General features: G+C 70.7%; 16 protein-coding genes and 2 pseudogenes. 14 read left to right on the forward strand and 4 right to left on the reverse strand.

Features of this window, described 5'->3' with window-relative positions; genetic code table 11:
* Positions 1-519: 519 nt before the first annotated feature.
* Positions 520-1,284, forward strand: coding sequence for a hypothetical protein (locus tag QF037_RS37630; protein WP_307033079.1), 765 nt, complete (start codon positions 520-522; stop codon positions 1,282-1,284).
* 5 nt (positions 1,285-1,289) lie between these two features.
* Positions 1,290-2,456, forward strand: a complete 1,167-nt coding sequence (gene mycP / locus QF037_RS37635; RefSeq protein ID WP_307037564.1) for a type VII secretion-associated serine protease mycosin — start codon at positions 1,290-1,292, stop codon at positions 2,454-2,456.
* A gap of 124 nt (positions 2,457-2,580) precedes the next feature.
* Here mycP and QF037_RS37640 read toward each other — a convergent pair whose 3' ends face one another.
* Positions 2,581-3,528 (reverse strand): serine hydrolase, encoded by a 948-nt coding sequence (locus QF037_RS37640; RefSeq protein WP_307033081.1) that lies wholly within the window; start codon positions 3,526-3,528, stop codon positions 2,581-2,583.
* A 150-nt stretch (positions 3,529-3,678) separates the two neighbouring features.
* On the opposite strand from QF037_RS37640, the gene QF037_RS37645 reads away from it, so the two are divergent.
* Positions 3,679-4,407: an SseB family protein gene (locus tag QF037_RS37645; protein WP_307033083.1), complete on the forward strand. Its 729-nt coding sequence runs from the start codon at positions 3,679-3,681 to the stop codon at positions 4,405-4,407.
* Between the two features lie 4 nt (positions 4,408-4,411).
* Here QF037_RS37645 and QF037_RS37650 read toward each other — a convergent pair whose 3' ends face one another.
* Positions 4,412-4,771 carry a DUF1844 domain-containing protein gene (locus tag QF037_RS37650; RefSeq protein WP_046261477.1) on the reverse strand — a complete coding sequence of 120 codons (360 nt, stop codon included), beginning with the start codon at positions 4,769-4,771 and terminating at the stop codon, positions 4,412-4,414.
* 346 nt (positions 4,772-5,117) lie between these two features.
* Between QF037_RS37650 and infC the strand changes: the two are divergent.
* The 10 genes and pseudogenes from infC (at position 5,118) to QF037_RS37700 (ending at position 16,084) form a co-directional block, all read left to right on the forward strand.
* Positions 5,118-5,853: pseudogene (gene infC / locus QF037_RS37655) on the forward strand (translation initiation factor IF-3).
* Between the two features lie 112 nt (positions 5,854-5,965).
* Positions 5,966-6,160, forward strand: a complete 195-nt coding sequence (gene rpmI / locus QF037_RS37660; RefSeq protein WP_019065473.1) for a 50S ribosomal protein L35 — start codon at positions 5,966-5,968, stop codon at positions 6,158-6,160.
* A 101-nt stretch (positions 6,161-6,261) separates the two neighbouring features.
* Complete coding sequence (gene rplT, locus QF037_RS37665) at positions 6,262-6,645, forward strand: 50S ribosomal protein L20 (RefSeq protein ID WP_020132316.1); 384 nt, start codon at positions 6,262-6,264, stop codon at positions 6,643-6,645.
* Between the two features lie 86 nt (positions 6,646-6,731).
* On the forward strand, positions 6,732-7,574 hold the full coding sequence (locus QF037_RS37670; protein WP_307033085.1) for a TrmH family RNA methyltransferase: 843 nt from the start codon (positions 6,732-6,734) through the stop codon (positions 7,572-7,574).
* 50 nt (positions 7,575-7,624) lie between these two features.
* Positions 7,625-8,761: a sensor histidine kinase gene (locus tag QF037_RS37675; RefSeq protein ID WP_307033087.1), complete on the forward strand. Its 1,137-nt coding sequence runs from the start codon at positions 7,625-7,627 to the stop codon at positions 8,759-8,761.
* A gap of 139 nt (positions 8,762-8,900) precedes the next feature.
* Complete coding sequence (gene pheS, locus QF037_RS37680) at positions 8,901-10,022, forward strand: phenylalanine--tRNA ligase subunit alpha (protein WP_266833369.1); 1,122 nt, start codon at positions 8,901-8,903, stop codon at positions 10,020-10,022.
* Positions 10,022-12,532 (forward strand): phenylalanine--tRNA ligase subunit beta, encoded by a 2,511-nt coding sequence (pheT, locus tag QF037_RS37685; RefSeq protein ID WP_307033089.1) that lies wholly within the window; start codon positions 10,022-10,024, stop codon positions 12,530-12,532. The genes pheS and pheT overlap by 1 nt, the downstream gene beginning before the upstream one ends.
* 224 nt (positions 12,533-12,756) lie before the next feature.
* Positions 12,757-13,813 (forward strand): annotated as a pseudogene (locus QF037_RS37690) (PP2C family protein-serine/threonine phosphatase).
* A 277-nt stretch (positions 13,814-14,090) separates the two neighbouring features.
* Positions 14,091-15,431, forward strand: coding sequence for a transcriptional regulator (locus QF037_RS37695; protein WP_307033092.1), 1,341 nt, complete (start codon positions 14,091-14,093; stop codon positions 15,429-15,431).
* 107 nt (positions 15,432-15,538) lie between these two features.
* Entirely contained in the window at positions 15,539-16,084 is a 546-nt protein-coding gene (locus QF037_RS37700; protein WP_307033094.1) for an NUDIX hydrolase, read from the forward strand.
* Between the two features lie 23 nt (positions 16,085-16,107).
* On the opposite strand, the gene QF037_RS37705 is transcribed toward QF037_RS37700, so the two are convergent.
* Both QF037_RS37705 and QF037_RS37710 read right to left on the reverse strand, forming a co-directional pair.
* On the reverse strand, positions 16,108-16,365 hold the full coding sequence (locus QF037_RS37705) for a hypothetical protein (protein WP_307033096.1): 258 nt from the start codon (positions 16,363-16,365) through the stop codon (positions 16,108-16,110).
* Positions 16,366-16,601: 236 nt separating this feature from the next.
* Positions 16,602-17,462 (reverse strand): 3-hydroxybutyryl-CoA dehydrogenase, encoded by an 861-nt coding sequence (locus tag QF037_RS37710; RefSeq protein WP_307033097.1) that lies wholly within the window; start codon positions 17,460-17,462, stop codon positions 16,602-16,604.
* A gap of 168 nt (positions 17,463-17,630) precedes the next feature.
* Here QF037_RS37710 and QF037_RS37715 point away from each other — a divergent pair, with 168 nt between their 5' ends.
* A complete protein-coding gene (locus QF037_RS37715) occupies positions 17,631-18,860 on the forward strand; it encodes a glycoside hydrolase family 10 protein (protein ID WP_307033099.1) in 1,230 nt (409 codons plus the stop codon).

The following is an 18,860-nucleotide window of genomic DNA, read 5'->3' on the forward strand; positions in this document are numbered from 1 at the left end:
ACCACCTTCCGCCTCCGCCCGGTACCGGTCGCCCCGGACGCCCCCCTGGGCCGCCCCGCACCCCCCGCCACACCACCTCGCCCGTCCCCTGCGCCCGGTCCGACGACGCCCTCCGGCGTACCGCCGAGGCCAGGCACCCGTCCGTCCTCTGCGCCCGGTCCGACGACACCCGCCGGCTCACCGCCCGGGTCTGGCAGCCGTCCGTCCTCCACGCCCGGCTCGGCGGCGCCCTCCGGTGCTCCGGCCGGTGTGCCGTCCCGGCCCGGTTCCCGTCCGGCCGGCGCGTCCGGCTCCCGGCCGGTCTCGGCGTCGGGCGGTGCGCCCGGGCAGCGGTCGGACTCGGTGGCCGCCGATGCCTTCGGGCGTACCGCACCCCCCGGAGGGGATCCGTCCCCCCGGCAGCCCGATCCCTCTCTCTCCTGGAGCGCCCCCCTGGCACCCGGTGACACCCCTGGATCCGGGCGGCCCGTCGTGTCGTTCGGGCAGCCCGAGGGGTATGACGAGCAGGCGCGGCCGCGCGTGCTCCGTGGGCGAGGCCGGCTGCGGGCCGTCGGTGTGGCCGTCTGTCTCGTGCTCGGGCTCGGGCTCATCGGCGGTGCCGCGACCGGGAGTTGGCTCGTCGGGGACTCGGCCGCGGCCGGGTCCGGGGACGCCTTCGCGGCGGCCGCCGAGATGTGGCACGGCGTTCCGGTCGACCAGCTCTTCCCACCCACCGTCGAGGGACAGGGCGCGGGCCCAGGCGGCGCCGACCGGACCTGGACGCGGATCGCCGTCGCCCCGGACAGCGGCTGCAAGGACGCCTTCGACCCCCTGCTGCGCAAGGCACTCGCCCCCGTCGGCTGCCAGCGGCTGCTCCGCGCCACCTACACCGACGCCACCCAGAGCTACGTCACCACCGTCGGACTCCTCTTCACCAAGGCCGACGCCGCCGGCATGACCGCCCTCGACACCCGGTTCGGCAAGGAGAAACTCGGCGACCGGAGCGACCTCATGCCCCGGACCTACGCCGCCAAGAACACCGTCGCCGCAGCCTTCGGCAGGAAGCAGCGGGCCTCCTGGGCCGTCTCCGTCCTCACCGACGCCCCCGTAGTCGCCTACGCCGTCTCCGGCTGGGCCGACGGCCGCAGCGTCGACGAGCCGGAACCCGCAGAGAAGGCCATGGCGTCCGACGCCACCACGGACATCGCCCAGGCCGGTCTCGGCCACGAGGCCCAGGGACTCGCCGACCGCATCGAACGCGGCTTCCGCAAGACCGTCAGCTCGGCCACGGAGAAACCGTCGTGAACACCATGACCCGCCGCGCCGGCCTCCTCAGCGCCCTTCTCGCCGCCTCCCTCGCCCTCGTCCCGCCCACCGCGGCGCACGCCGACGGCATACGCGCCCAGCAGTGGGCCCTGGAAGCCATGCACACCCAGGAGGCCTGGCAGACCACCAAGGGCAAGGGCATCACCGTCGCCGTCCTCGACACCGGCGTCGAGGACGACCACCCCGACCTCGTCGGCAACGTCCTCGAAGGCAAGGACATGGTCGGCTTCGGAGCGAGCCGCGGCGACCGCGCCTGGGCCCGCCACGGCACCGCGATGGCCGGCATCATCGCCGGCCACGGACACGGGTTCGGCAACGCCGACGGCGTGATGGGCATCGCCCCCGAGGCCAAGATCCTCCCCGTCCGCGTCATCCTGGAGGACGGCGACTCGGCCCGCGGCAAGGCCCGCAACACCCGCGGCAACGCCCTCGCCGAAGGCATCCGCTGGGCCGCCGACCACGGCGCCGACGTCATCAACCTCTCCCTGGGTGACGACTCCAAGTCCGCCCACCCCGAACCCGCCGAGGACGAGGCCGTCCAGTACGCCCTCAAGAAGGGCTCCGTCGTCGTCGCCTCGGCAGGCAACGGCGGCGAGAAGGGCGACCACATCTCCTACCCGGCCGCCTACCCGGGTGTCATCGCCGCGACCGCGGTCGACCGGTACGGCACCCGCGCCGCCTTCTCCACCCGCCGCTGGTACTCCACGGTCAGCGCCCCCGGCGACAAGGTCGTCATCGCCGACCCCGACCACAAGTACTACGAGGGCTGGGGCACCAGCGCCGCCGCGGCCTTCGTCTCCGGAGCCGTCGCCCTGGTCAAGGCGGCCCACCCCGGCCTGACCCCGGCCCAGATCAAGAAGCTCCTGGAGGACACGGCCCGCGACGCCCCAGTGGGCGGCCGCGACGACTCCCGCGGCTACGGCCTGGTCGACCCGGCCGCCGCGATCAAGGCAGCCGCACAGCTGAAGCCGGAAGGCCTGCAGGCGGCGTCCTACGGCGAGAAGTACTTCGGCTCGGGCCCGGACGCGGCCGAGACGGAGGACGACGGGGCAGGCTGGGCGGCCCCGCTCGCGGGCGGCGCCGGCGGCGTCCTGCTGATCGCGGCGGTGGTGCTGTGGCGGGGCCGTCGGGAAAACCACGACGAACTCTGAGCCGCCGACCCGGGTTCGGACAACGCCGGTGGGCGGGCGGGACTGTACCGATGTGCGGCTACCGCCGCGCGGGCGCGACCGGCCACAACGCTGCCGCACCCCGCCGGGGCCTGTCGAGGCACTCTCAACCCGTGAACACCGACACCGCGGCCCGGGCCGCCGACTCCACGAGTGAAATCCCCTTCTCCTTCGTCGCGTTGCCGTTCGACAGCGCGACGACGAGATACTCGCTCCCGTCCGATGCCGTGACGCGCCCGATGCTGTTGATGTCCCACAGACCGGTCGTACTGCGCGGCAGCCAGCCGTTCTTCAAGGCCCACGCCGACCCGTCCGCCGCGGCCGAGACCCCCCAGTCCTGGCCGACGGCTATCCGCCCCATCAGCCCCCGCACATACTCCCGCGACACCGAGCTCAACTCCGAGTCGTCCCCGAACACCTGCCGCAGCAACGTGAGCTGATCCGCCGCCGTGGTCCGGGTCAGCCCCCACAGCATCCCGTCACCGCCCTCGGTGCCCGTGAGCCCGAGCCGCTCGTTGGCCGCGTCGAGCCCCTCCGCCTGCCCGATGATCCGCCACAGCGCCGACGCGGAGGCGTTGTCGCTGTTCTCGATCATCGCGGTGGCGTACGACTTCTCGGCCGTCGTGAGATGCCGGTCCTCGTCCTGCGCCCGGAGCAGCAGCGCCGCCAGGATGTCGACCTTGACGATGCTCGCCGTGTCGAAGGCGGCGTCCCCGTACGTGGCGCTCTCCCCGGAGCCCAGGTCGAGCACGGCGACCGAGACGTCCGCGTCGTCCGGCACGGTCACCGACTCCATGGCCGTGGCGAGCAGCTTGTCGTGGTCCACCGTCGGCTGCGTCACGGGCTCCACCGATGCCTCCTCGCTCGTCGCCGCCGTGGCCGGCGACGGGGCCGACGACACGGAGGGAGCGCCGGAGTGCGCCTGCGCCTTCACATACACGGTGCCCCCGGCCGTGGCACCGACGATCGCGACGAAGGCGAGGGCGGTGTACATCAGCGGGCGCCGCCGGGACGGGCGCGAGCGACGGCTTCGGCGGGCTCTGGAGGACTCCATGACCGTGATGGTCGGGCCCCCGGCTGTGCGGGCCGTTAGACGAAAGTTAGATGTGTGTCAGGGAAATCTGAGATTCCGGTGAAGAGCGTCACGGAGAGGTTTCCGGGGCCGCACAAGCCCAGCAGCATCCCCCCTATAGGGTCAGTGACCGTGGCGAACAAGAACATTCCCGACTCCGGCTTCTCCGACGACGACGGCACCGCCGACCCCGGGCTGAGCGCGGCGCTCGCCGCCTGGGCCGAGGACCGCAGCGCCGTGGGACCCGTCCTGGAGGCACTGAAGGGCGCCCGGCTGCTCGTCCCCGTCGTGGCCGTGCTCGGCGAGGTCGAGGAGGACGAGAACGGACTGCGCCGCGAGAAGACCAGCGACATGGCCGTCCCGACCCTGAAGGCCGGCGGCCGCACCGCGCTGCCCGCCTTCACGTCCACCGACTCGCTGGCGCGCTGGGACCCGGCGGCCCGCCCCGTCGCCGTACCCCTGCACCAGGCGCTCCAGGCCGCCGCGCACGAGAAGGCGGACACGGTCGTCCTGGACCTGGCCGGACCGGTGCCGTTCGAGCTGACCGGCCCGGCGCTGCTCGCCCTCGCCGAGGGCCGTACGACGACGGACCCGCTCGCCGACCCCGCGGTCGTGGCGGCGGTACGTGCCGCTGTCGCTGCGGTGGGCGCGGTGGAGCGGGCCTATCTCGGACCCGGCCAGGGGGACGGCACTCTCGCCCTGGTCCTCTACCCCGGCATGCCGAACGACGCCGGCGTCCACGGGGTGGCCCGGCGTCTGGCCGCCGACGAGACGCTGAGGGCCCGCCTGGTGCGCGGCCTCGACCTGGCACTGCTGCCGGCCGGGGCGACGCCTCCGGGCGAGCCCTTGTACGTGCGGTAGGGACTCAGCCGTAGACCGGGCCCGTGTACTTCTCGCCCGGGCCCTGGCCCGGCTCGTCCGGGACGATCGACGCCTCGCGGAACGCCAGCTGGAGGGACTTCAGACCGTCGCGCAGGGGGGCCGCGTGGAAGGAGCTGATCTCGGTCGCGCTGCCGTCCAGCAGACCGGCCAGGGCGTGGATCAGCTTGCGGGCCTCGTCGAGGTCCTTGTACTTGTCGCCCTCCTCGGTCAGACCGAGCTTCACCGCGGCGGCGCTCATCAGGTTCACGGCGACCGTCACGATCACCTCGACGGCGGGGACCTCGGCGATGTCGCGGGTCATCTCGTCGAAGTCGGCGGGGGACTCAGGAGGGGTGTCACTCATGGCCCACACGATAGGCGGTCCGTGCCGGCGTTCCCCCAATTGGTCCTTGTCAAGCGATCCTGCTAACCTGGTTGACGACCGGCTGGACACTCGCGTGCCCGGCCCACAAGTGGAGGCTCCGATCTCCCACCTGACCGTCCCCCGGGACGGCGGGTCACCCCGGTCAGGCGGCCACCATCGTTCCGTACGGACGATGGAGTCGCCCGAATGCGCGCCCCGCGATCATCGCGGCGGTGCTCCGGCAGTGTTTTGGAGCCCCGTCTTGTGATCGTCCGGGGCATTTTTTGTGCTTCGGCGCGGTTAGGTCTGTCGAAAAGAGACAAACGCGGCTGTCCGCCAGACCGCCGTGTGGTGCTAACCGAGGAGGATCCATCAGCGCCGAGCCCCGCATCAACGACCGGATTCGCGTTCCAGAGGTGCGACTTGTCGGTCCCAGTGGCGAGCAGGTGGGCATTGTCCCGCTGGCCAAGGCACTGGAGCTTGCGCAGGAGTACGACCTGGACCTGGTCGAGGTGGCGGCTACCGCCCGTCCGCCTGTGTGCAAGCTCATGGACTACGGGAAGTTCAAGTACGAGTCGGCCATGAAGGCCCGTGAGGCGCGCAAGAACCAGGCGCACACGGTCATCAAGGAGATGAAACTCCGGCCGAAGATCGACCCGCACGACTATGACACCAAGAAGGGTCACGTCGTTCGGTTCCTCAAGCAGGGCGACAAGGTCAAGATCACGATCATGTTCCGTGGTCGCGAGCAGTCCCGGCCGGAACTCGGCTACCGACTGCTGCAGCGTCTCGCGTCGGACGTCGAGGACCTCGGTTTCGTTGAGTCGAACCCGAAGCAGGACGGCCGAAACATGATCATGGTTCTCGGTCCGCACAAGAAGAAGACCGAGGCGATGGCCGAGGCGCGCCAGGCGCAGGAAGCCCGCAAGGCTGAAGCGAAGGCCAACCCCGGCAAGTCGCAGAACGCCGCGGACCCCGACGCCGTGAACGCTGACGGCGAGGACGGCGAGGACGTCGAGGCCGCCGACGCTGTTGCCGAGGCTCCTGCTGAGGCCCCTGCCGAGGCTCCCGCCGAGGCGTGATCCCAGGGGACGCGAGTCCCCCAGGACGTAACCGATACAAGAGCGACGCTCCACCGTGTGCCCGGTTTCACGACCGGGCACCGGAGCGCCACCCAGAGGAGAGAACGGCGCTATGCCGAAGAACAAGTCGCACAGCGGTGCCAGCAAGCGCTTCAAGATCACCGGCTCCGGCAAGGTGCTCCGCGAGCGTGCCGGCAAGCGCCACCTGCTCGAGCACAAGTCGTCCCGCGTGACGCGCCGGCTCACCGGCAACGCCGAGATGGCCCCGGGCGACGCCAAGAAGATCAAGAAGCTTCTCGGCAAGTGACGTACCCGGCGCCTTCACTGAGCGCCGTACGTCTGGACCGGGACCCTATCGATACCGGGCCGTGTGAGTCCCACCACGGCCCCGCTACAAGGAGTTAACAAGTGGCACGCGTCAAGCGGGCAGTCAACGCCCACAAGAAGCGCCGGGCGATCCTCGAGGCGGCCTCCGGCTACCGCGGTCAGCGCTCGCGCCTGTACCGCAAGGCCAAGGAGCAGGTCACCCACTCGCTGGTCTACAACTACAACGACCGCAAGAAGCGCAAGGGTGACTTCCGTCGGCTGTGGATCCAGCGCATCAACGCCGCTGCCCGCGCCAACGGCATCACGTACAACCGCTTCATCCAGGGTCTGAACGCGGCGAACATCGAGGTCGACCGCAAGATCCTGGCCGAGCTGGCCGTCAACGACGCCACCGCGTTCGCCGCGCTGGTCGAGGTCGCGCAGAAGGCTCTGCCGGCCGACGTCAACGCCCCCAAGGCGGCCTGACGCCTGGCTTTGCGCCGACGTGACATGAGGGACCCGCAGGCTTTTGGGCTTGCGGGTCCTGTTGTGTAGTTCTGAAAGTGAGCCTCATGCACTCCGCACCCCCCGAGCTGATCTCCCCCCGTTCCCCCCGCGTCTCCGCCGCCCGGCGGCTCGCCAAGCGGAACTTCCGGGGCAAGGAGCGGCTGTTCCTGGCCGAGGGGCCGCAGGCCGTGCGGGAGGCCGCCGGGCACGGACTCGTGGAGTTGTTCGCCACCGTCGAGGCCGCCGAGCGGTACGCCGAGATCATCGGGGAGGCCCGCGCCGTCGGAGCGCGTGTGCACCTCGCGTCCGAGGACGTCATCGCCGACATCTCCACCACCGTCGCCCCGCAGGGGCTCGTCGGTGTGTGCCGGTTCCTCGACACTCCCTTCGAGGAGATCCTCGCCGCCCGCCCCCGGCTCGTCGCCGTGCTCGCGAACGTCCGCGACCCCGGGAACGCCGGGACCGTGCTGCGGTGCGCGGACGCCGCCGGGGCCGGGGCCGTCGTACTGACCGACGCGTCCGTGGATCTCTACAACCCCAAGGCCGTGCGGGCCTCCGTGGGCTCCCTCTTCCATCTCCCCGTCGCCGTCGGGGTCCCCGTGGAGCAGGCGGTCCAGGGGCTCAAGGACGCCGGTGTGCGGATCCTCGCCGCCGACGGGGCCGGGACCGACGACCTCGACGACGAGCTCGACAAGGGGACCATGGGCGGACCGACCGCCTGGATCTTCGGGAACGAGGCGTGGGGGCTCCCGGAGGAGACCCGGGCGCTCGCGGACGCCGTCGTGCGCGTCCCGATCCACGGGAAGGCCGAGAGCCTGAACCTGGCGACCGCCGCCGCCGTATGTCTCTACGCGTCGGCCCGTGCACAGCGCGCCTCCGGAGGGTGCCGCTCCGTCACCGAGAGCTAGTAGGGTGACCAGCTCGGGGGCCCTCCGTCGAAGAGGTGGGGTACGGGGACATGAGCGTCGGCACGAGCAGCGCACCGGGAGCACGGGACGTGCGGCACCGGTCCGCGTCCGGCCCCGGTGACCTGGCCGGGCCCGGCATCGACCCCGACCTCCTGCCCGACGGACTGGTCGTCGCCGACGAGCACGGACGGGTTGTCTGCTTCAACGCCGCCGCCGAGCGCATCACCGCCGTACCGGCCGCCGAGGCCCTCGGACAGCGGCTCGACAAGGCGCTGCCGTTAGAGGACCTGGAAGGCCGGCGCTGGTGGCAGGTGACGGACCCCTACGGGGGGCTCGCCATTCGGCGCCGCCAGCCCGAGCGGAATCTGCTCCTTCCCGGCGGACATGAGGTCCTCGTCTCCGCGCAGTACGTGCGCACCGAGCCCCTCGGGCCCGTCCACCGCGTCGTCGTGTGCCTCCGCGACACCGAGGCCCGGCGCCGCACCGAGCGCAGTCACGCCGAACTGATCGCCACCGTCGCCCATGAACTGCGCTCACCCCTCACCTCCGTCAAGGGCTTCACCGCCACGCTGCTCGCGAAGTGGGAACGGTTCACCGACGACCAGAAGCGGCTGATGCTGGAGACCGTCGACGCGGACGCCGACCGGGTCACCCGGCTCATCGCCGAGCTGCTCGACATCTCGCGCATCGACTCCGGACGCCTGGAGGTGCGGCGCCAGCCCGTCGACATCGGGGCCGCGGTGGGGCGGCACATCCAGGCCTACGTCGCCGCCGGGCAGACCGCCGACCGGTTCCTGCTGCGCATCGAGCAGCCGCTGCCCATGCTGTGGGCCGACCCCGACAAGATCGACCAGGTGCTCAGCAACCTGCTCGAAAATGCCGTGCGCCACGGCGAGGGAACGGTCACGATTGACGTCACGCCCTCGGCGTCGCCCCGGGAAGGGGAGGACGTCGGTACGTCGGTCACGGTGAGCGACGAGGGGTCCGGCATCCCGGAGGAGTCCATGAACCGCGTCTTCACCCGCTTCTGGCGGGGCAGCAAGCGCGGCGGCACGGGCCTCGGGCTGTACATCGTCAAGGGCATCGTCGAAGCCCACGGCGGCACCATCACCGTCGGCCGCGCCCCCGAGGGCGGCGCGGAGTTCCGATTTACGTTGCCCGTGGCGGCGCCGGCGTATCTCGCCTAGCGGCCCACGGGCGCATGCGTACACCCCCACCCCGTTAGACTCGGCCTTTGGCACCTTTGTGTCCCATGGACGGCCCTCTGACCTCTGTGTGAGTCGGTGACGGGGACCTTCAGCCAGCCAATCGGAAGCACGGGAAGAGATGTCGGCACCGAACAAGTCGTACGACCCTGTAGAGGTCGAGGCGTTGAAGCCAGAAGAGATCGAGCGCATGCGGGACGAGGCGCTCGCCGCCTTCGCCGCCGCGGACTCCCTCGACGCGCTCCAGGAGGCCAAGGTCGCCCACACCGGCGGCACCTCGCCGCTGGCCCTCGCCAACCGCGAGATCGGCGCCCTGCCCCCGCAGGCCAAGGCCGCCGCCGGAAAGCTCGTCGGACAGGCACGCGGCGCCGTGAACAAGGCGCTCGCAGGCCGTCAGACCGAGCTCGAGGCCGAGCGCGACGCGCGGGTCCTGGTCGAGGAGTCGGTGGACGTCACGCTGCCGTACGACCGTGTACCGGCCGGCGCCCGCCACCCGCTCACCACCCTGTCGGAGCGCATCGAGGACGTCTTCGTGGCCATGGGCTACGAGGTCGCCGAGGGCCCGCAGGTCGAGGCCGAGTGGTTCAACTTCGACGCCCTCAACATCGGCCCGGACCACCCGGCCCGCGGCGAGGCCGACACCTTCTTCGTGCAGGGCCCCGAAGGCGGCACCGAGTCCGGCGTCGTGCTGCGCACCCACACCTCGCCCGTGCAGATCCGCTCGCTGCTCGACCGCGAGCTGCCGGTGTACGTGATCTGCCCCGGTGTCGTCTACCGCACCGACGAGCTGGACGCCACGCACACCCCGGTCTTCCGCCAGGTCGAGCTGCTGGCCGTCGACGAGGGCCTCACCATGGCCGACCTCAAGGGCACCATGGACCACATGGTCCAGTCCCTGTTCGGCGAGGGCATGAAGACCCGGCTGCGGCCGAACTTCTTCCCCTTCACCGAGCCGTCCGCCGAGATGGACATGGTCTGCTACGTCTGCCGCGGCGAGTCCGTCGGCAACCCCGACCGCCCCTGCCGTACCTGCTCCAGCGAGGGCTGGATCGAGCTCGGCGGCTGCGGCATGGTCAACCCCAAGGTGCTGACCGCCTGCGGCGTCGACCCGGAGAAGTACAGCGGGTTCGCCTTCGGGTTCGGCATCGAGCGGATGCTGATGTTCCGCCACAACGTCGAAGACATGCGAGACATGGTCGAGGGTGACGTCCGGTTCACTCGGCCGTTCGGGATGGAGATCTGATGCGGGTCCCGCTTTCCTGGCTGCGGGAGTACGTCGACCTGCCGGCGACCGAAACCGGCCGTGACGTCCAGGCCAAGCTCATTTCGGCGGGCCTCGAGGTCGAGACCGTCGAGCACCTCGGTGCCGACCTCAAGGGCCCCCTCGTCGTCGGCCAGGTGCTGACCATCGAGGAGCTGACCGAGTTCAAGAAGCCCATCCGCTTCTGCACCGTGAACGTCGGCCACGCCAACGGCACCGGCGAGCCGCAGGAGATCGTCTGCGGCGCCCGCAACTTCGCCGTCGGCGACAAGGTCGTCGTGGTCCTCCCCGGTGCCACCCTGCCGGGCGGCTTCTCGATCTCCGCGCGCAAGACGTACGGCAAGACGTCCCACGGCATGATCTGCTCCGGCGACGAGCTGGGCATGGGCGACGACGGCAGCCACGGCATCATCGTGCTGCCGCCGGAGACCGAGGTCGGCAAGGACGCCATCGAGCTGCTCGAACTGGTCGACGAGGTCCTGGACATCGCCGTCACCGCCAACCGCGGCGACTGTCTGTCCATCCGCGGCGTCGCCCGCGAGACCGCCATCGCCTACGGCCTGCCGCTGCGCGACCCGGCGCTCCTGGACGTCCCGGGCCCCAACGCGTACGGCTACCCGGTGCAGGTCTCCGAGCCGCTCGGCTGCGACCGCTTCACGGCCCGTACGGTGAGCGGTCTCAGCCCCGAGGCCCGCTCCCCGCTCTGGCTCCAGCGCCGGCTCCAGAAGGTCGGCATGCGCCCGATCTCGCTCGCCGTCGACATCACCAACTACGTGATGATGGAGCTCGGCCAGCCGCTGCACGCCTACGACCGCAAGCTGGTCCAGGGCACCATCGGCGTCCGCCGGGCCGGTGAGGGCGAGGAGATCGTCACCCTCGACGGCGCCAAGCGGAAGCTGCACGCCGAGGACCTGGTCATCACCGACGAGCGCGGCCCGATCGGCCTCGCGGGTGTCATGGGAGGCGCGAACACCGAGATCGCCGACCACGAGGAAGCCGAAGGCACGACCGACGTGGTCATCGAGGCCGCGCACTTCGACGCGGTCTCCATCGCCCGTACGGCCCGGCGCCACAAGCTCTCCTCCGAGGCGTCCCGGCGCTTCGAGCGCGGTGTCGACCCGGCGGCCGCCGCGGCCGCGGCCCAGCGCACCGTCGACCTCCTCGTGCTGCTCGCGGGCGGCACCGCCGACGCCGGTGTCACCGAGGTCGCCGCACCGTCGGCGCCGCACAGCATCGCCGTCGCGGCCGACCACCCCGACAAGGTCGCGGGTGTGGAGTACGGCCGCGAGACCGTCGTACGCCGTCTCCAGCAGGTCGGCTGCGATGTGTACGGGCAGGACGAGCTGATCGTCACCGTGCCGTCCTGGCGTCCCGACCTCACCGAGGTCAACGACCTGGCCGAAGAGGTCATCCGCCTGGAGGGCTACGAGAACCTGCCCTCCACGCTGCCCAAGCCCCCCTCGGGCCGCGGCCTCACCCACCGGCAGCGGCTGCACCGCCGCGTCGGCCGGGCGCTGGCCGGTGCCGGGTACGTCGAGGCGCCGAACTACCCCTTCCTCGGTGAGCAGGTCTTCGACCAGCTTCTGCTGGAGGCCGACGACCCGGCCCGCCGCGTCGTCAAGCTGACCAACCCGCTCAACGACGAGGAGCCCGCGCTCCGTACGTCGCTGCTGCCGGGTCTCCTCGGTGCGCTGCGGCGCAACGACGGACGGGGCTCGCACGACCTGGCCCTCTTCGAGACGGGCCTGGTCTTCAACCCGCGCGAGGAGCAGCGCGTCGCCGTTTCGCTGCCCGTCGACCGGCGTCCCACGGACGAGGAGCTCGCCTCGCTGAACGCCGCGCTGCCCGCGCAGCCGCGGCATGTGGCGGCCGTTCTCGCGGGCGCCCGTGAGCAGGCCGGCTGGTGGGGCAAGGGCCGTCCGGCGGACTGGGCCGACGCGATCGAGGCGGCCCGGGCCGTCGCCCGTGAGGCCGGTGCCGAACTGGTCGTCCGCGGTGGGCAGTACGGGCCGTGGCACCCGGGGCGGTGCGCCGAGCTCGTGGTCGTCGCCGAGGGCGTGGAGAAGGTCGTCGGGCACGCCGGTGAGCTGCACCCGCGGGTCGTGAAGGCGTTCGGGCTGCCCGCGCGCACCTCCGCGATGGAGCTGGACCTGGATGCGCTGGAGGCCGTCGGCGACGACACGCCTCGGGCGCCGGGCATCTCCACGTTCCCTGTCGCCACGCAGGATGTGGCGCTGGTCGTGGACCAGTTCGTGCCGCATGCCGAGGTCGAGGACGCGCTGCGTGAGGGTGCGGGTTCGCTTCTTGAGGCGATCCGGTTGTTCGACGTGTACGAGAACGCGGAGCAGCTGGGGGACGGCAAGAAGTCGCTCGCGTACGCGTTGCGGTTCCGGGCGGCTGATCGCACTCTGACCGTGGATGAGGCTTCAGCTGCGAGGGATGCGGCTGTTGCCCTTGCGGGTGAGCGTACGGGAGCGGTCCTGCGCGGCTGATGTCGTGTGCCGGGTGCGGGTGAGCTGTGGCTGGTCGCGCCCACGCGGCGGAGCCGCAAATCGACACAGCCCCGCACCCCTGAGGGGCGCGTGCAGTCACCTCACTCAATTGAGTGACATTTCCTGGTGATCTGGTCCTTCCGGGTCATGCTGTCGACAGAATCGGACCGGCCCTTCGGGGTCGGTCCTTCTGTGCTGTCTGGGCCTATTGGGGGGCCATCGGCATGATCCGTATCAGGGGTCGGCTTCCCCGCAGGGTGCTCTCGCTGGGGTTGCCCACCGCGTGGGGGGCCGTGGCGGTCTCGTACAAGCTGACCTGTCCGCTCGCCCAGCAGACCGGCTTCGAGGCACGCCTCGCGACCAGTGCCGTGTTCTTCGCCGTCGGCACCGGGCTGATCCTTCACGTCCGGCATGCGCTGTTGCGCGAACTCCGGCAGATCCGGCAGGTGGCCGGTGCCGCGCAGAGTGCCCTGCTGCGACCGCTCCCGCCCCGCGTCGAGGGGCTGGACATCGCCGCCGCCCAGCTCTCCGCGGACCGCGGTGCCTCTGTCGGCGGTGACCTGTACGAGGTGATCGCCACCGAGTACGGCGTACGGGTCGTCATGGGTGACGTCCGTGGGCACGGCCTCGCCGCTCTCGGTACCGTCGCCGCCGTCCTCGGCAGCTTCCGTGAGGCCGTCCATGACGAGCCCGAACTCGGCGGTGTGCTGCGCCGGTTGGAGCGCGCGCTGGGCAGACATCTGCGCGAGCGGGCCCGGGACGACGACGCGGTCGCCGAGGAGTTCGTCACCGTACTGCTTCTGGAGATCGGCCGGGACGGCGACGTATGCGCACTGAACTGCGGCCACCCGTGGCCGTACCTGCTGAGCGGCGCCCGGGTCGACCCCCTGACCCGAGCGGATCCCCTCCCTCCGCTCGGGCCGTTCCCGCTCCCGTCCGAACTGCCGCCCATGCAATGCGGCTTCCTGCTCCCCGGCGAATCCCTGGTCCTCCACACAGACGGAGCCGAGGATGCGCGAGACCCTCATGGCCGGTTCTTTTCCCTGCCGACGGCTTTGGCGAAAGCCGCAGGCGAGCCTCCTCAAGCGGTTCTCGGTTCTGTTTTCGCAGACCTGTTGCGCCACGCGGCGGGGGCTCCCGCCGATGACATCGCCCTACTGGTACTGCGAAACGAGCGTTGCCAGAGGTATGCCTCAGGGGCGCGGGGCTGTATCGACATGCGGCTCCGCCGCGTGGGCGCGACCAGCCGCATCGCAGCCGCAGCCGACAACGCACCTTTAGACACCCGGTGATTGGTCGTGCTGCCAAGCCGGCGGCAGCCGTCCGCCCCGCCACGGAGTGTCGGGCAGGCAGCTGGGCGGACGGCGCGGAGACGGGCCGCCGCACTGTACGAGGGGGGAGCCGGCGGCCCGGCCGGCCTCTTGCGAGGCATTTCAGTCAACCGGCTGGAAACTCTCCGCGACAGTGCGCGCACGCTACGGATTCGAGCACTCCGTTCACACCCCGTGTGAAGCCACACCCACTACTCTGACGGCACCGAGCCACCCGGGGGGCATATATGCAGCCCAACACTCTGCTCGACGCGATCCTGGACGAAGCGGGAATCTCGCACGCGGGGTTGGCCGCACACGTGAACCAGGCCGGACGTGCGCGCGGGCTCGCGCTCCGGTACGAACACACCGCCGTAGCACGATGGCTCAAGGGCCAGCGACCCCGCGGTCAGGTGCCCGACCTGATCTGCGAGGTGCTCGCCGCCCGGCTGCACCGCACCGTCAACCTCGACGACATCGGCCTCGGTGTCCCCGGTGAGCCCTCCGCCCCGCACGTCACCTCGCTCTCCGGGTTCGTGGAGCGGGCCACCGCGCTGTGGCGCTCCGACGAGCAGCAGCGGCCGCACATACTGGGCGCCCCCGCGGTCACCGGCACGCCCGCGGTCATGCCGGTGTGGGAGTGGGAGAACCCGCCCGAGGACGTCGATGTGTCGCGCGGAGGGCGGCACCGGGTCACCGCCGGCGACCTGGAGATGCTGCGTGCCGCCCGTACGCACTACGAGCAGATGTACCGCAAGGCCGGCGGCATCGCGACCCGCACCCGGATCGTCGGCTTCCTCAACGCCGAGGCCGCCCCGCTGCTGCGCGGCAGCTACACCGACGAGACGGGTCGTCAACTCCACCGGGCCACAGGCGGGTTGGTGGCCGTCGCCGGGATCTGTGCCTACGACTCCGACGCGCACGGTCTTGCCCAGCGGTACTTCCATCAGGCGCTGCGCCTGGCGAAGGCCAGCGGGGACAGGGGGCTCGGCGCCTATGTGATCGCGCTCCTCGTCAACCAGTCGCTGTTCATGCGGGAGAACCGGCAGGCCGTCGCCTTCGCGGAGGCCGCGCTGCGTGCCGCGGGCCGGCACATCACCCCCGCGCTCGCCTCCGACCTGTACGCGATGCAGGCGAAGGCGTACGCGCACCTCGGCGACGGCACGAGCGCGCTGTCCTGCATCCGGCGTGCCGAGCAGGCCGCCGAACGCATCCGGCGGGGATACGAACCCGACGAAACCGGCTATGTCCAGCCGGGGTTGGTCAATGTCCAGGTGGCGGAGGCGCTGCTCAGCCTCGGCGAGCTGGTGGCGGCGCGCGAGCATGCCTCCGTGGCCGTCGACAATCCGGCCCACGACCGGGGCCGGGTGCACCGGCTCGCGATGCTCAGCACGATCGAGCTGCGCCAGGGCAACGCCGACAAGGCGGTGGCCACCGCGGTGCAGATGGCCGAACAGGCCCGCGGGATGGAGTCCCAGCGTCTGCGCGACAGACTCCGCGCGGTACGCGAACACCTGGTCCGCAGCGGCTGTGCGGGCACGTCAGAAGCGGCCGAACTCATCGACGGAGCTCTGCGCGTACCGCTGTAAACCCCTGTCAAGACACCGCGCTGCGGCGGTGAGAGGTCGTTCTGCGTCTGCTGCCGAACTGCTCCTGCTGCGATATTGCCACTTACTCAGCGGAAGGTGGCAGAACCGTGCAGTGGACGAAGCAGAACGAACAAACTGTGTATGAAAACCGCTGGTTCAGCGTCAACCTCGCGGATGTCGAGCTGCCGGACGGTCGGCACCTCGATCACTTTTTGATACGGCTGCGGCCCGTCGCCGTGGCCACGGTGGTGAACGAGGCCAATGAGGTCCTCCTCCTGTGGCGCCACCGCTTCATCACCGATAGTTGGGGGTGGGAACTGGCCGCGGGCGTCGTCGAGGACGGCGAGGACATCGTGTGCGCGGCCGCCAGGGAACTCGAGGAAGAGACCGGCTGGCGACCGGGACCTCTGCACCACCTCATGAGCGTGGAACCGTCCAACGGACTCACCGACGCCCGGCACCACATCTACTGGGCCGAGGAGGGCCAGTACGTCGGACACCCCGTGGACGACTTCGAGTCGGACCGCCGGGAATGGGTCCCCCTCAAGCTCGTCCCCGACATGGTCGCCCGCGGGGAGGTCCCGGCCGCCAACATGGCGGCCGCATTACTCCTGCTGCACCATCTCAGGCTCGGGCAGGACGCTTTGCCCTGAATCCCCCCACCGCGTCCCGCGCTCTAGTGCCCGATGGCCTGCCAGACCGTCGCGATCAGCGCGCCCACGGCCGTGACGGCCGCGACGGCGGGCAGGGGCCAACGGGCGTGCTCCAGTACGACGATGCGTGCGCTGAGGTCGTCCAGTTCCTTGTCCGTCTCCTCCGTGCGATGGCTGAGCAGAGCGAGCCCTCCCTCGACGCGCGCGTACGCGACATCGAGTCGGCGGCGTAACTCTGCGAGTTCTCCATGGACCACGGGATGCTCCGGGTCGGCGGTCACTAGTCCGCTCCTTTCCGTAGTCGTCACATCCCTTGCATGCGCATGAAGAGTCAACTCGCCTGGTGGGCGCGTGGGGAGCGTGTGCGACAGGCATATGCGGGCCCGGCGCGCACACGGTGTGTGAATACGGCGGGCCCGGCGCTCCGAAGAGTGCCGGGCCCGTGTTCGTCGCACTGTGTCATCAGCACCCTGTAACGGGCACTGTGCACACGGCCGGGAGATGTCAGGCGACGCGGTCAGCCGTAGGTGTAGAAGCCGGAACCGGTCTTGCGGCCCAGGCGGCCGGCGTCGACCATGCGCTGGAGCAGCGGGGGAGCGGCGTAGAGCGGCTCCTTGTACTCGTCGTACATCGAATTGGCGATGGAGACGATCGTGTCCAGACCGATCAGGTCCGACAGCTTCAGCGGGCCCATCGGGTGGGCGCAGCCCATCTCCATGCCGTTGTCGATGTCCTCGCGGCCCGCGATGCCCGACTCGAACATCCGGATGGCGGAGAGCAGATACGGCACGAGGAGTGCGTTGACCACGAACCCGGAGCGGTCCTGGGCGCGGATCGCGTGCTTGCCGAGCAGCTTCTCGGCGAAGGTCTGGGCGCGGCTGATCGTGCCCTCGGACGTGGTGAGCGCCGGGATCAGCTCGACGAGCTTCTGCACCGGGGCCGGGTTGAAGAAGTGGATGCCGATGACGTGATCGGGGCGCGAGGTGGCGACCGCCAGCTTCACCAGGGGGATGGAGGAGGTGTTGGAGGCGAGGATCGCGTCCGGGCGCGTCATGACCTGGTCGAGCACCTGGAAGATCTCGGTCTTCACCTGCTCGTTCTCGACGACGGCCTCGATCACCAGATCGCGCTCGGAGAACTCGCCGAGGTCGGTGGTGAAGGACAGGCGCGCCAGGGTCGCGTCGCGCTCCTCCTCGCTGATCTTGCCGCGTTCGGCGGCCTTCGTCAGCGAGTTGAACAGCCGGGTCCGGCCGATCTCCAGGGCTTCACCGGTGGTCTCGGCGACCTTCACGTCCAGTCCGGAACGGGCGCAGACCTCGGCGATGCCGGCCCCCATCTGGCCGCAGCCCACTACTCCGACGCGCTCGATGTCGGTCACATCGTCCCTTTCGCTGGGTCTACGACTGTCCAGGGGTCTCTTTGTGGAGATGCCCTGCTCCGTTCGTGCACGTTACTGGAAAGTATCGATGATCGATCGGCGGGGTCGGGCATCCTGGGCGCGAACGGTCCGCGGTCGGGCGGATCCGCCGTGTTTCGGGGTGTACAGATGGGGCGTTTGTCACGCCGGGCGTTCGCGCTGGCCGTGCTTTCCACGGTCACGACAGCGTCGGGCACCGCGTCGGCCGCACCGGCCCGCCGACCGCGCGAGGTCCGGGAGATGCGGGGCGTCTGGATCGCCAGTGTGGCCAACCGCGACTGGCCCTCCAGGACCGGGCTGACCGCCGCCCAGCAGCGCGCCGAGCTGATGGCGCACCTCGACAAGGCGGTGGCGGACCGTCTCAACGCCGTGATCCTCCAGGTACGGCCCACCGCGGACGCGCTCTGGCCCTCGCCGTACGAGCCCTGGTCGCAGTACCTCACCGGCACCCAGGGCAAGTCCCCCGGCTGGGACCCGCTCGGCACAGCCGTGCGGGAGGCGCACGAGCGGGGCCTGGAACTGCACGCCTGGTTCAACCCGTACCGCATCTCCAACCAGGCGGACCTGACAAAACTGGTCGCCTCCCACCCCGCCCGCCGGAACCCGGAGTGGGTGGTGGCCTACGGCGGGAAGCTCTACTACAACCCCGGGCTGCCCGAGGTCCGCTCCTTCGTGCAGGACGCGATCCTGGACGCGGTGGAGAAGTACCCGGTGGACGCCGTCCACTTCGACGACTACTTCTATCCGTACCCGGTGGCGGGCCAGACCTTCGACGACGACGCGGCCTACGACGAGCACGGCGGCGGCTTCGCCACCCGGGCCGACTGGCGGCGGGACAACATCGACCGACTGGTGCTGGAGACCGCGGCCCGCATCCGGCAGACCCGGCCCGCCACCCGCTTCGGCATCAGCCCCTTCGGGGTGTGGCGCAACGCCGCCACCGATCCGCTCGGCTCCGACACACGGGCGGGTGTGCAGTCGTACGACGACAACTACGCGGACACCCGCAAGTGGGTCCGCGAGGGCTGGATCGACTACCTCGTGCCGCAGCTCTACTGGAACATCGGCTTCGCCGCCGCCGACTACGCGACACTGGCGCCCTGGTGGGCCGAGGTGGCGCGGGGGAGCAGGACGAAGCTGTATCTGGGCGAGGCCCTCTACAAAGCGGGGGATCCGGCCCAGCCGGCCGCCTGGCAGGACCCCGCCGAACTGTCCCGGCACCTCACCCTCGCCAAGGACCACCCGGAGCTGTGCGGGCATGTCTTCTTCGCGGCCAAGGAGGTGTCGGCGGATCCCGTCGGCGCGATGGCGCGCGTGGTCGCCGACCACTACCAGCAGCCGGCGAGGCCTTCACGCTGA

Origin of the sequence: Streptomyces canus (assembly GCF_030815415.1) — a bacterium.
GTDB lineage: Bacteria > Actinomycetota > Actinomycetes > Streptomycetales > Streptomycetaceae > Streptomyces > Streptomyces canus_F.